We start from the raw sequence: 13,041 nt of genomic DNA, 5'->3' as shown, positions 1-13,041 counted from the left end.
AATGATTTTTGAAAATTTAAAAAAATTAAAAAATGAAGAATTTTATAGATATTTTGGTATAAAACGTTTTCATTTTAATGAAATGTTAGAAAAATTAATTGAAATAGAAAAATTAGAAAAAAATAAAGGTCGAAAAAATAAACTTTCAGTAGAAGAAAGATTAATGATGACTTTATTATACTGAAAAGAATATTATACTTTTTTTCAAATGAGTATTAAATCTAAAATGAGCCCATCAAGTTGTTTTCGAAATATTACTTGAGTAGAAAATAAACTTAGTAACCACAAAGATTACCAATTTTTAAAAGAAAGATATAAATTAAAAATTGATAAAAAACAAGAAAATTCAAATGAATTTCAATTTTATTTAATTGATTCAACTGAGATTGAAATTGAAAGACCAACTAAAAAAAACTACAGTTAGAATATTTTTCTGGTAAAAGTTGAATGTATTCTATAAAATTTCAAATTGTATATGATTTTTTTAATAAAAAAATTGTTGATATTTTTGCTGATAATGGTAAAATGCATGATTTTCAAATATTAAAAAATTCAAATCTTGAATTTTCAGAAAAAACAATAATTATTGGTGATTTAGGATATCAAGGTATACAAAATATTTATAAAAATACAATAATACCAATTAAAAGAACTAAAAATAAAAAATTAACTAAACAAGAAAGAAAATACAATAAGATTGTATCTAAAATTAGAATTAAAGTTGAACATGTCTTTGCTTGATTGAAAAGATTCAAAATTTTAGTAAATAAATGTAGAAAATCTAAATTTAGACTTATGTACTTAAGATTTAACTTACTTTGTGAAATTTTTAATAAAATAAAACCATTAAATTTTTATCGAGTTAATATAAAAATATTATTAACAATTTTTTGTTTAAAATGTAAACTCATTTTTTAAACTATTTTTTCAAAAAATATTTATTTCTATATTCAATAACACTAAAGACATATTCCGTAATTAAATTTTTTAAAAGTCAATTAATAATTTTAAAATTTATTTTATAATTTTGTTATTAACAATAAATTTAGAAAAGTGTTGATAAAAATGATTTTTGAAAATTTAAAAAAATTAAAAAATGAAGAATTTTATAGATATTTTGGTATAAAACGTTTTCATTTTAATGAAATGTTAGAAAAATTAATTGAAATAGAAAAATTAGAAAAAAATAAAGGTCGAAAAAATAAACTTTCAGTAGAAGAAAGATTAATGATGACTTTATTATACTGAAAAGAATATTATACTTTTTTTCAAATGAGTATTAAATCTAAAATGAGCCCATCAAGTTGTTTTCGAAATATTACTTGAGTAGAAAATAAACTTAGTAACCACAAAGATTACCAATTTTTAAAAGAAAGATATAAATTAAAAATTGATAAAAAACAAGAAAATTCAAATGAATTTCAATTTTATTTAATTGATTCAACTGAGATTGAAATTGAAAGACCAACTAAAAAAAACTACAGTTAGAATATTTTTCTGGTAAAAGTTGAATGTATTCTATAAAATTTCAAATTGTATATGATTTTTTTAATAAAAAAATTGTTGATATTTTTGCTGATAATGGTAAAGTGCATGATTTTCAAATATTAAAAAATTCAAATCTTGAATTTTCAGAAAAAACAATAATTATTGGTGATTTAGGATATCAAGGTATAAAAAATATTTATAAAAATACAATAATACCAATTAAAAGAACTAAAAATAAAAAATTAACTAAACAAGAAAGAAAATACAATAAGATTGTATCTAAAATTAGAATTAAAGTTGAACATGTCTTTGCTTGATTGAAAAGATTCAAAATTTTAGTAAATAAATGTAGAAAATCTAAATTTAGACTTATGTACTTAAGATTTAACTTACTTTGTGAAATTTTTAATAAAATAAAACCATTAAAATAAAAAAAATATTAAAAATATTTTTTTAAAATTTAAATTTTTATCGAGTTAATATAAAAATATTATTAACAATTTTTTGTTTAAAATGTAAACTCATTTTTTAAACTATTTTTTCAAAAAATATTTATTTCTATATTCAATAACACTAAATAGTTTTAAAACAATTTTATTGACAATTAATTAAATTTAATTACGGAATATGTCCTAAATAGTTTTAAAACAATTTTATTGACAATTAATTAAATTTAATTACGGAATATGTCCTTTGTCTTTTTGCAACTATTATAGGATTAAAATTACTATTGCGATCTCGTGGTACATCAATCTCAATTTTACCTTGTTGAGTTATTATTTTTTTTGAACTTATACCATTACGAGCATTGTCACTATTACTATGTTGATTCTTTTCATATCCTAAATAATTTTGCATCTCAGAATTCAACATTTTTTCTACTAATCTTTTTGTTAATTCTTTATACAATCCTCCCTCTTTAAAAACTGTTGTTAAATCTTCAGTATTTTCTAATAATAAATCTACTGCTTTTGATATTGGATCATTATTATTAATATTTTGCTTTTTAGCCATCTGTAACTCACTCTTTCTAGAAAATTAATTATATTTACTAGAATTAATTAAACATAGTTATTTTTGTAAGTTACACAGATTACTAAACATTACCCATTAAAATACAACATATTTTGAACAATAATTTTTAAAAAATATTAAAAGTGTTATTAAAATAAATTTTTAAACTTAAAAAATGTGATTAATATCATAGTTTTGCAAGAAGTCTAATGAAAAAAATAATGAATTAAAAGTTTATATTCTTAAAAATGATCAACTTGCTGAAAAATATACTTTAAGTTCACATCAATTATTAGCAATGACTTTTGACAAAGAAAATAATATTTATATAGGAACAAATCAAGGGGTATATACTAATTCAAGTCCAACAACTGAATTAAAAAAAATAGATGGGGCAATAGGTAACATTACAGTTTTAAAAAAAACTAAAAATGGTTTAATTTATGCTGGTAATACAGAAGGAATGATTTTTAAAAGTATTGGGGGTAATCCTTTTAATTTAGTTGACCAACTAAAAGATGGTGGTATTACAAGTATTGCTGTTGATAATAAAGAAACAATCTTTGTTACTAACAAGAGTAAACAAGTTTATTATAAACGTATTACTATTGCTAATTTTTTACCATATAAGCAAACTTTAGAAACAATAAATACAACAGTAATAACTTTTGGAACAGGGGTTTTAGTTGGTGATAAAGATGGTAATATATGAAAAAGTTATCAAGAAAAAAACTTCACTTTATTCTATGAAAATAAACTTAATTCAATTAATCAATTGATTTATAATTCTAATAATTTTACTATTTATGCAACAACTACTGATCGAATATATAAAAATAAATAATCTAATTTAAAATAACTAATTTTAAGTTAGTTCTTTTTTTAAAAAAATTGTAATACTTATTGAAAATTTAATAGTAAAATTATAAATAATTTTAATTTTTTATAATTTTGTTTATTCATAAAACATCTCTAATAAAATATTAGAGATGTTTTTAAAGATACTTTATAAATATATTAAACTTATATATTTGCTTATAAATTTGATTTATATAAAAAACTATTACTATTTTTTAACTTTAATTTTATTTCTTTAAAAAAATCAAATTTTTCTTTTTCTTTATAATCATTAGAAAATATTTCTAAAGTTTCAGCATCAGATTTTTCATAAAAATGATATATATTATTGAATACTTCCTCTTGTGTTTCTTCTTCTTTTATTACTCGATATATAAAATTAAGAACTGAACACATTTTTCGATATTTATTATCTTTTCTTAAAGCATTATTAAATTTTTCTTTTTGTTTAGTATTCATTTTGGATATTTTAGGACTATTTTTAACGTTTGTTATATCAATTTCTTCATCCACTAAATAAACTACTTGATCTAAAAAATTTAATACTAATTCATCTACATCTTTTGATTTATATTTTTTTAAGGTTTCTAAATAAGTATCTGCTAAATTAATTGCTAATAAATTTAAAAAATTATTTAAAACTTTTGTTTTTAAATTTTTGTTGATATTTAAATCCATTATCAAAACTCCTTAAAATCACCTTCAATAGAGTGATTATATCAATTTTAACCTCATATTTTTGTAAATACAATATTACTTTATTTTTTTACCTTTAATTCGTTTTCTTTTAAGTTCCAATTCTAATTTAGGATTATTATCATGTTTTAAATAATAATTTTGTCTATTTATAATTAATTTATTTTCTAATATTAACCCTAATCTTTTAGTTTTTTCTTCAGCTAATTCTTCTTGTAATTTTCTGTCTTTTTCATTTTCAAGTGATTCATGTTTAAATCTAGAATCTTGTAAATCTTTTTCATGTTGTCTTTGCTTTTCTTTATCAATTAATTTTGCTTCAATCTTAGCTCTATTTTCTATATACTTTTTAATACTTTTAAAAATAGAAATTGGGTTCAAACAATCAATTATTTTTAATAAAATTTTCACATAACCCCCTACTCCCCATTTAAGTAATTATTATTAATATACTTATTATAAATTAAAATTTTATCAATTTCTTAGGGAATTGTTTTTTTATTATATCATTTTATTTAAACTTGCTTTTAATTTATTTTTCTATGAATACTAGATTTATTATAGAAAATTATATCATTTTATTTATAAAAATTATAAATAAAATGATATAATAAAAAATATAAATAAATTATTTATAAAACTTTGAAATGGGGAATATAAAATGATTAATAACATAAAAAATATGATTAAAAATTACTCTAGAGAAATTGAGTATCACGCAATAATAAAAAATAATTTAGAAAATAATCATTTAAAAAGTCAAGAGAATTTAATTAATATTGAAATGCAAAAAAATTACATAAAAATTAAAATGGAAATAATTGCAGAATTAAAAAAAATACTATATATTTAACATAAAATTGTGAGAAATCTCATTTTTATTTCAAAATATGCTTTATGAAAATAAAAAATTAATTGACTTAAATAGATCAATTAATTTTTTATTTTCAAATAATCCAATTTAGAAAAAAACAAATCAAATATTTATAACTTTTTTATTAATTTTCTTCATCTATTTTTAAAACAGCACGAAATGCTTCTGGTGGTAATTCAACATTACCAATCGATTTCATTTTTTTCTTTCCTTCTTTTTGTTTTTCTAAAAGTTTTCTTTTTCTTGTAATATCACCACCATAACATTTAGCAATAACATCTTTTCTAACTGCTTGCACAGTTTGACGAGCAATAATTTTATTATTAATAGCAGCCTGAATAGCAACTTCAAAATTTTGTTTTGGAATTAATTTTTTTAATTTTTCACATAAAACACGCCCACGATCATAAGCAAAATCCTTATGAACAATAACAGATAATGCATCAACAATATTACCTGCTAATAAAATATCCATTTTCACTAATTTACTTTCCTGATAACCAATTAATTCATAATCTAATGAAGCATAACCTTTTGATATTGATTTTAATTTATCAAAAAAATCAATGACAATTTCATTCAGTGGCATATTATAAATAAGAGTTCTTCGTAAATTATCAGCATATTTTAAATCTAAATAAGTTCCACGTTTATCCTGACATAATTGCATCAATGCACCAACATATTGTTCTGGTGTCATTATTGTTACTTGCACAAATGGTTCTTCTACACTTTTAATTGTCTGCACAGTTGGTCATTTTGCTGGATTATCAATTATTAACTTTTCACCATTAGTTAAATTTACTTCATAAATTACAGAAGGAGCTGTTGAAATTAAAACTAAATTATATTCACGCTCTAAACGTTCTTGAATAACATCCATATGTAATAACCCTAAAAAACCACAACGAAAACCAAAACCTAATGCTTGTGATGTTTCAGCAGTAAAAATTAATGAGGCATCCGATAATTGAATTTTATATAATCCATCCTTTAATTCTTGATATTTATTAGTATCAATTGGATATAAACCACAATAAACCATTGGTTTTAAAGTTTTATAACCCGGTAATGGTGCATCAGCAGGATTAATAACACTAGTAATCGTATCACCAACATGAATATCACTAATTATTTTAATTGCACCACTAATTCAACCAACTTCACCAGCTGTTAACATTTCTCTCTTTTCTTCTTTTGGTGTGCGTACTCCTAATTCAGTAATTTCATATTCGGCACCAGTTGACATCATTCTTACTTTATCGCCAACTTTAATTACACCAGTTTTGATTCTAATAAATGCCATCACTCCACGATATTTATCATATAATGAATCAAAAATTAAAGCACGCAATGGTTCATTATCATCAGCATCAATTGGATAAGGAATATATTTAATAACTGCTTCTAAAACATCGCGAATATTAATACCTGTTTTTGCAGAAATTAAAGGCGCATAATCAGCAGGTAAACCCAATACTTTTTCAATTTCTTCCTTAACTTTTTCTGGTTCAGCACTTGGTAAATCTATTTTATTAATAACAGGAATAATTTCTAAATCATTATCTAATGCTAAATATACATTTGCTAAAGTTTGTGCTTCAATACCCTGAGCAGCATCAACTACTAAAATGGCACCTTCACATGCTGCTAAACTACGCGATACTTCATAAGTAAAGTCAACATGACCTGGAGTATCAATTAAGTGAAGCAAATAAGTATGACCATCTAATGATTGATATTTAAGTTGTACACTATTTAATTTAATTGTAATGCCACGTTCACGTTCTAAATCTAGTGAATCTAACAATTGATTTTTCATTTCCCTTTTTGAAACAGCATTAGTTAATTCTAAAATACGATCAGCCAAAGTTGATTTACCATGATCAATATGGGCAATAATTGAAAAATTTCTAATGTATTTTTTATCGATACTCATAATATTATTTATTCACCTATCTTTTGCTTATAAACTATTTACTATGTTTTAGTATACCAAAGTTTAAATAAAATTAAATCGAAAGTTGCAGATAATGTTATAAATATATTAAACTATCACTTAACAATATATGAAAAGATATATACATAAATAACTAGTTTTTAAAATCATGTAAAATTATAATAACAAAAAATAAAGGAGGGAGGTTGTTAATAATATGAAAAAAATATTAACAACATTAAGTATTTTAGCAATTACAATTACTGTTGGAAATGTAAATAATGTTAATTTAAATAGTAGTTGGCAACAAAATGTACATATAATAATTGCATTAAGTACTTCTATAAACTTTACGGGTTAAAAAACGATAAATATAAATATTAAAACCACACAAGAGAAAAAAGACTTAAATTTACTTATAGCAAATCAAAACCTAGGATTTATTAAAATTTTAGCAAAAAATTTAATTCCAACCAAAGAGGAACTTTTAATTGGTATCAAAAGCATAAATTATGATTCTAGTATTTTAACTATTAATGATTTTAATATTAAAGGGTCTATTAATACTACAAGTGCTATAATTGAAGGAACTGGTGACTATAAAGGTTAAATTACTTTAAGTTATAGACAAGAATTTGATTTTAATATATGAAATTTTCTAAATATTCTTGTAATGGGTCATATGAAAAATAAAGGTTATTGATTGGAAAATATGAAACTTAATATTAAAAATAATGAAATTTTATCATTTGATAAAATTTCATTAATAAATTTAACTAAGACCTTTGAAACTTCTGAACAAACAGAACTTAAAAATAATACAAACTTTGAACAACAACTTAGTACACAAGAATACGATAAAGAAGTAACAAATACTTATTCTGTTACTAATACATATGATGTTGGTATAAGTGAAAAAATATCAATACCTTTTGAAGAAACAACCTTTAATTTTAACTTTGGTCATAGTACCACAAATACAAATTCTGAATCAGTAACATTAAAATATCCATCTCAAAAAATAAATAGACTTCTTGCAAAACTATGATATTAATCACATTTTTTAAGTTTAAAAATTTATTTTAATAACACTTTTAATATTTTTTAAAAATTATTGTTCAAAATATGTTTTATTTTTTGTCATTAAAATACAACAAAAATTATTATTTCAAATAAAAAAATAAAATATTAAATTATCAAATATATTTAAATTAATAATTGTAAATTATAAATTGAAGCTATTAAATTAAATCTTAATGCAAATTTTTTTCTTCTATTTCGATATTTTTCACTAATAATTTTAAATTTTTTAAGAATCGCAAAAACATGTTCAATAACAACTCTCATTTTTGAAATAGCCTTATTATTTTTCTTTTCTTCTTTAGTTAAAGGGTTTTTCTTTGATTTTCGTTTAGGTAATAAGACATTTTTATGTATGTTTTGTATACCTTGATATCCTAAATCTACTAAAATAGTTGTTTCTGATAAAAATTTCGTTTTTGAATTTTTTAAAATTTTAAAATCATGATTTTTACCATAAGAAAAATAAGAACTTATAATTTTTTTACTATCTTTTTCAATTATGACTTGAGTTTTTATTGTATGTTTTTTCTTTTTTCCTGAATAATATTGTTTTTGACTTTTTTTGGGCGTTGAATAGTACTTTCAGTCACATCAATGATAACTGTTTTATCTTTAAAATTATTATTTAACAGTGATTTTTGCCCATCAAGTTGTTGAAAATCAGGATGTTTTATTAAAGTATTTTCTATTCACTTGATATTCCTATAGCAACTACTTTCACTAATTCCATAACTTTTAGCAAATATGAAAATAAGTTCGATACTCTCTTCAATATTCTAAAGTCATTAATAAACGATTTTCTAATGATAATTTATTAGCTGTACCACCATTTTTAAACTTTTTTACTTCTTCTGTCTTTAAAATTTCTAGAATTTTATTAAAAATAATATCATTTATACCAGTTAATCTTAATAATTCTGGATTGTTAATAGTTTTTAATTTATCAAACATCATAGATTACCTATCTTTTTTATTTTTAATTTTATTTTAAAAATTTAATTTTTAATAGATAGGTTTTGCAAGAAGTCTAATGTATTACCTCATAAAAAGGTAAATATAGATTATGATATATTTTTAAATAATACTAAATCTGACTATATTCTAACTTTAAAATTAGATAAGAGTTCAACTTTTTCTGGAAATTTATATTATTGAGAAGATAATGTTAATAAAGGTTGACAAACATATAATTTCTATGAGCTTCTAACAGAATTAAATAAAAATCAATTTGCTAATAATTGTTTAATGTATGCTAACAATAACGAATTATATTATTCTATTCCATTAACCTTATATGGTAAATCTAATGAATTAGATGTTACAGTCAATCCAGAACAACCAATTTAAAGTTTATAAAAATATTTAATTCAAAAATAACATTTGGAATGGCAACACTTTTTAGGACTATTTTTTGGTAAACATTTGTTGTTGATATTTAACTGGAGTTAAGTAGTTTAAAGTGCTGTGAATTCTTATATTGTTATATCAATTGATGTAATCAAATAATTCTAATTTTAATTGGATTAATGATGTAAAATTTTTATCATTAATAAATTCGGTTTTAAAAGTTTTAAAAGTTGCTTCAGCAACAGCATTATCATAAGGACAACCTTTTTTACTTAAAGAACGGTTAATGTTGAATGCTAGTAAAAGTTTATCAATAATTTTATTGTTAAATTCATTACCGCGATCACTATGAAATATTTGAATATCTTTTAAACAGTGATTTGATTGCATAAATGCTTGATGTACTAATGATGCATCTTTTTTAACTCCAACACTATGTCCGATAATTTCGCGGTTAAATAGGTCTATTAATAGGCAAATATAGTTTCACCTACCATTAACTTGTACATAAGTTAAATCACTAACAATAACTTCATTTTTAATCCTATTCTTAAATTTTCTATTAACAAGATTAGTTATTTGACTATCGTTAACTTTGTTATTATGATTTTTGAATGATAATTTAGTATATTTTGATATTAAATTATGTTCATTCATAATTTTTTTAATTTTTCTGCGCGATAAATAAATTTCTTGGTTTTCTAGAATTTTTTTTAATCTTCTAGTACCATAAACTTCTTTATTTTCTTTAAAAGCACTAATAACAGCTTCATCATAAATATTATTTTTGATTTTATTTTCTTTTTTCTTTAAATTAAAATAATATGTTGATTTAGATATTTTTAAAAAACGACACATTGTGCGAATTTTATATTTAGCTTTATTTTTGACAATAATTTCTATTTTCTGCCTATTATTAGTGCTGCTTGCTTTAAAATATCATTTTCCATTCGTAATTGCTTTAATTCTTTTCTTAATTTAATTAATTCATTTTCTTCAAAAGAACGATTATCTTTAGTTTTAAAACTTCCTGAATTACTAAATTGCTTAATTCAATTGTAAGTAGCTGCTCTTGTAACATTATATTCTTTAGCAAGGCAAGATACTGATTTGCCACTTTGATATAAAGCTACTATTTGTTTTTTAAATTCATCGGTATATGAGTTAATATTGGCCATAATTATAATTCCTTTCTTTTAACAAATTTGTTTACTTGTCTACGTAATTAGTGTCCAATAAATTGTAACCCATCCAATTTTTTAAAATAAAACTGCTCAATTGAGCAGTTTTATTAAATATTTTTTTATTCAACTTTAAAATTATTAAAACAACACTAACAAAAGAAAATTATTTTTAATTAATTACTAAATTATTAAAAATAACTAAAATTTTTCTAGATTTAAAAGGAGAAAGAAAAAATATGAAAAATATAAAAACTTTATTTAAATTAATGACAGCAGTTATTTTAACAACAGTTAGTACAGGCTCACTCATTGCATGTCAATCAGATGATATTCTAAAAATGAATATGCAAGTACAAAAAGATTTTAATTTTTTAGATTCAAATAATAATTCAACAATCAAATTAGATATCTATCAAAATAATATAACTAAATTAACAAAATGAAACTCTATTCAACTAAACAATATTACTGCCAGCAATTTATTAGAAAATGATAGCGAAACTACTAAAGCTAAATCTGCTGATGCTGCTAACTTTTTAGTTGATATTTTAAAATTAAAAGCAGTTAGTGGTCAAGGAAAATATAGACTTTTTAAACATAGTGATACACAATCCATTAAGATGAAAGTTAAATCTTACTCACCAATAATTAATAAAAAAATAGATCATACAGATTAGACTTCTTGCAAAACCTATCTATTAAAAATTTAATTTTTAAAATAAAATTAAAAATAAAAAAGATAGGTAATCTATGATGTTTGATAAATTAAAAACTATTAACAATCCAGAATTATTAAGATTAACTGGTATAAATGATATTATTTTTAATAAAATTCTAGAAATTTTAAAGACAGAAGAAGTAAAAAAGTTTAAAAATGGTGGTACACCTAATAAATTATCATTAGAAAATCGTTTATTAATGACTTTAGAATATTGAAGAGAGTATCGAACTTATTTTCATATTGCTAAAAGTTATGGAATTAGTGAAAGTAGTTGCTATAGGAATATCAAGTGAATAGAAAATACTTTAATAAAACATCCTGATTTTCAACAACTTGATGGGCAAAAATCACTGTTAAATAATAATTTTAAAGATAAAACAGTTATCATTGATGTGACTGAAAGTACTATTCAACGCCCAAAAAAAGTCAAAAACAATATTATTCAGGAAAAAAGAAAAAACATACAATAAAAACTCAAGTCATAATTGAAAAAGATAGTAAAAAAATTATAAGTTCTTATTTTTCTTATGGTAAAAATCATGATTTTAAAATTTTAAAAAATTCAAAAACGAAATTTTTATCAGAAACAACTATTTTAGTAGATTTAGGATATCAAGGTATACAAAACATACATAAAAATGTCTTATTACCTAAACGAAAATCAAAGAAAAACCCTTTAACTAAAGAAGAAAAGAAAAATAATAAGGCTATTTCAAAAATGAGAGTTGTTATTGAACATGTTTTTGCGATTCTTAAAAAATTTAAAATTATTAGTGAAAAATATCGAAATAGAAGAAAAAAATTTGCATTAAGATTTAATTTAATAGCTTCAATTTATAATTTACAATTATTAATTTAAATATATTTGATAATTTAATATTTTATTTTTTTATTTGAAATAATAATTTTTGTTGTATTTTAATGACAAAAAATAAAACATATTTTGAACAATAATTTTTAAAAAATATTAAAAGTGTTATTAAAATAAATTTTTAAACTTAAAAAATGTGATTAATATCATAGTTTTGCAAGAAGTCTATTATATAATTACAGGTGGTACAGTAACTATATTTTTTTTAAAAAATAATAAACAATTATCTGACAATTATTTATTAAATATTTTATCCAAACCAAATGATGGTCTTGTATTACCTAAATTACCAACCACATCTAACGTATCATTAAATAATTTTAATGATATTCCAGAATTTAAAATTGGACAACCTAAATCAAAATTATTAGTTGATACAGATTTAACAAACTATCTAAAAAGTCCAATTTATTCTTTAGGAGAAAGAATTGCTGATCTTATGAAACAAGGTGACCACTTTAAAGTTAAAGTAAGTAAGTCCGTAAATGATGGAACTTATTTTGCAAAAGGTGATGTTATTAAAGTAAAATTTTCAATTGGTGAAATTCAATTTAATAGTGAATATACGCTAACTATTATTTAAAATAATATTTCATTATATTAATTTATCTATATTACTGATGTTAATCTTTTTGTTTGAGATTTACTACCTTCAATAACACTATTATTTTCTGATTCATTTATTTTTTCTACTATATATGTAATAGCAGAAACCGTTCCCACTGCAATAATACCACCAGCAAGTGCAGGAACAATAACAGGCGCACCACCAGCTCCAATCATAATACCACTAATAGCAGCAGCAGAAAGAACAGTAGTTCCAATAACTGTTTCAGATGGTGTTGGATCGATTATATGATTTTTAATTGCTTTTTTTTAACTTAGATATTTTTTTAAAACTTTTTTTAATTTTTTTATTCATAAAACCTTTTTCTCCTTATTTTAATTAAAAACCCTTTACCTTAA

General features: G+C 21.4%; 16 protein-coding genes and 2 pseudogenes. 10 read left to right on the top strand and 8 right to left on the bottom strand.

Annotation, left to right across the window (positions count from 1 at the left end; all coding sequences use genetic code 4):
* The first annotated feature begins 1 nt into the window (after nucleotide 1).
* The 4 genes from AACL24_RS10170 to AACL24_RS10155 all read left to right on the top strand — a co-directional run bounded on the left by AACL24_RS10170 (nucleotide 2) and on the right by AACL24_RS10155 (nucleotide 1,919).
* A complete protein-coding gene (locus tag AACL24_RS10170; protein WP_339045912.1) occupies nucleotides 2-424 on the top strand; it encodes a transposase family protein in 423 nt (140 codons plus the stop codon).
* A gap of 23 nt (nucleotides 425-447) precedes the next feature.
* Nucleotides 448-918 carry a transposase family protein gene (locus AACL24_RS10165; protein ID WP_339046618.1) on the top strand — a complete coding sequence of 157 codons (471 nt, stop codon included), beginning with the start codon at nucleotides 448-450 and terminating at the stop codon, nucleotides 916-918.
* A gap of 147 nt (nucleotides 919-1,065) precedes the next feature.
* Nucleotides 1,066-1,488 (top strand): transposase family protein, encoded by a 423-nt coding sequence (locus AACL24_RS10160; RefSeq protein WP_339045912.1) that lies wholly within the window; start codon nucleotides 1,066-1,068, stop codon nucleotides 1,486-1,488.
* 23 nt (nucleotides 1,489-1,511) lie between these two features.
* Complete coding sequence (locus tag AACL24_RS10155) at nucleotides 1,512-1,919, top strand: transposase family protein (protein ID WP_339046616.1); 408 nt, start codon at nucleotides 1,512-1,514, stop codon at nucleotides 1,917-1,919.
* Between the two features lie 253 nt (nucleotides 1,920-2,172).
* On the opposite strand, the pseudogene AACL24_RS10150 reads toward AACL24_RS10155, so the two are convergent.
* Nucleotides 2,173-2,502, bottom strand: a pseudogene (locus AACL24_RS10150) (transposase); the annotation flags it as partial.
* A 298-nt stretch (nucleotides 2,503-2,800) separates the two neighbouring features.
* On the opposite strand from AACL24_RS10150, the gene AACL24_RS10145 reads away from it, so the two are divergent.
* A complete protein-coding gene (locus tag AACL24_RS10145; RefSeq protein ID WP_339046612.1) occupies nucleotides 2,801-3,346 on the top strand; it encodes a hypothetical protein in 546 nt (181 codons plus the stop codon).
* A 191-nt stretch (nucleotides 3,347-3,537) separates the two neighbouring features.
* Here the strand turns inward: AACL24_RS10145 and AACL24_RS10140 are convergent, their stop codons facing one another.
* The 3 genes from AACL24_RS10140 to lepA form a co-directional block, all read right to left on the bottom strand.
* Nucleotides 3,538-4,038, bottom strand: coding sequence for a hypothetical protein (locus AACL24_RS10140; protein WP_339046610.1), 501 nt, complete (start codon nucleotides 4,036-4,038; stop codon nucleotides 3,538-3,540).
* 75 nt (nucleotides 4,039-4,113) lie between these two features.
* On the bottom strand, nucleotides 4,114-4,467 hold the full coding sequence (locus AACL24_RS10135) for a hypothetical protein (protein ID WP_339046608.1): 354 nt from the start codon (nucleotides 4,465-4,467) through the stop codon (nucleotides 4,114-4,116).
* Between the two features lie 587 nt (nucleotides 4,468-5,054).
* The gene (gene lepA, locus AACL24_RS10130) at nucleotides 5,055-6,863 is read right to left on the bottom strand and encodes a translation elongation factor 4 (protein WP_422398095.1); all 1,809 of its coding nucleotides are present in this window, start codon (nucleotides 6,861-6,863) and stop codon (nucleotides 5,055-5,057) included.
* Nucleotides 6,864-7,086: 223 nt separating this feature from the next.
* Between lepA and AACL24_RS10125 the strand changes: the two genes are divergently transcribed.
* Entirely contained in the window at nucleotides 7,087-7,230 is a 144-nt protein-coding gene (locus AACL24_RS10125; protein WP_339046604.1) for a hypothetical protein, read from the top strand.
* A 321-nt stretch (nucleotides 7,231-7,551) separates the two neighbouring features.
* Nucleotides 7,552-7,923 (top strand): ETX/MTX2 family pore-forming toxin, encoded by a 372-nt coding sequence (locus AACL24_RS10120; RefSeq protein ID WP_339046602.1) that lies wholly within the window; start codon nucleotides 7,552-7,554, stop codon nucleotides 7,921-7,923.
* A 152-nt stretch (nucleotides 7,924-8,075) separates the two neighbouring features.
* Here the strand turns inward: AACL24_RS10120 and AACL24_RS10115 are convergent.
* The 3 genes and pseudogenes from AACL24_RS10115 to AACL24_RS10105 all read right to left on the bottom strand — a co-directional run.
* Nucleotides 8,076-8,510: pseudogene (locus AACL24_RS10115) on the bottom strand (transposase family protein); the annotation flags it as partial.
* Nucleotides 8,511-8,687: 177 nt separating this feature from the next.
* A complete protein-coding gene (locus AACL24_RS10110; RefSeq protein WP_339046600.1) occupies nucleotides 8,688-8,906 on the bottom strand; it encodes a transposase family protein in 219 nt (72 codons plus the stop codon).
* A 450-nt stretch (nucleotides 8,907-9,356) separates the two neighbouring features.
* Nucleotides 9,357-10,477, bottom strand: a protein-coding gene (locus tag AACL24_RS10105; protein WP_422398049.1) for an IS3 family transposase whose coding sequence is annotated in 2 segments (ribosomal slippage) — nucleotides 9,357-10,234 and nucleotides 10,234-10,477 — 1,122 coding nt in all. Because the reading frame shifts where the segments join, the coding sequence is not laid out codon by codon here.
* 272 nt (nucleotides 10,478-10,749) lie between these two features.
* Here AACL24_RS10105 and AACL24_RS10100 point away from each other — a divergent pair.
* The 3 genes from AACL24_RS10100 to AACL24_RS10090 all read left to right on the top strand — a co-directional run bounded on the left by AACL24_RS10100 (nucleotide 10,750) and on the right by AACL24_RS10090 (nucleotide 12,658).
* Nucleotides 10,750-11,160, top strand: a complete 411-nt coding sequence (locus AACL24_RS10100) for a hypothetical protein (RefSeq protein WP_339046596.1) — start codon at nucleotides 10,750-10,752, stop codon at nucleotides 11,158-11,160.
* 73 nt (nucleotides 11,161-11,233) lie between these two features.
* Nucleotides 11,234-12,063 (top strand): IS5 family transposase gene (locus AACL24_RS10095; protein ID WP_339045885.1). Its coding sequence is split into 2 segments (ribosomal slippage): nucleotides 11,234-11,630 and nucleotides 11,630-12,063, totalling 831 coding nucleotides; the frame shifts between segments, so codons are not numbered across the junction.
* Nucleotides 12,064-12,229: 166 nt separating this feature from the next.
* Nucleotides 12,230-12,658 carry a hypothetical protein gene (locus AACL24_RS10090; protein WP_339046594.1) on the top strand — a complete coding sequence of 143 codons (429 nt, stop codon included), beginning with the start codon at nucleotides 12,230-12,232 and terminating at the stop codon, nucleotides 12,656-12,658.
* Nucleotides 12,659-12,684: 26 nt separating this feature from the next.
* Here the strand turns inward: AACL24_RS10090 and AACL24_RS10085 are convergent, their stop codons facing one another.
* Entirely contained in the window at nucleotides 12,685-12,858 is a 174-nt protein-coding gene (locus AACL24_RS10085) for a hypothetical protein (RefSeq protein WP_252320554.1), read from the bottom strand.
* Between the last annotated feature and the right edge of the window lie 183 nt (nucleotides 12,859-13,041).

Source organism: Spiroplasma endosymbiont of Colias croceus (assembly GCF_964020095.1).
In the GTDB taxonomy this organism is placed as follows: domain Bacteria; phylum Bacillota_I; class Bacilli_A; order Mycoplasmatales; family VBWQ01; genus Spiroplasma_E.
The sequence above is the reverse complement of the archived record's forward strand: the minus strand, read 5'-3'. Positions and strand labels throughout refer to the sequence as shown.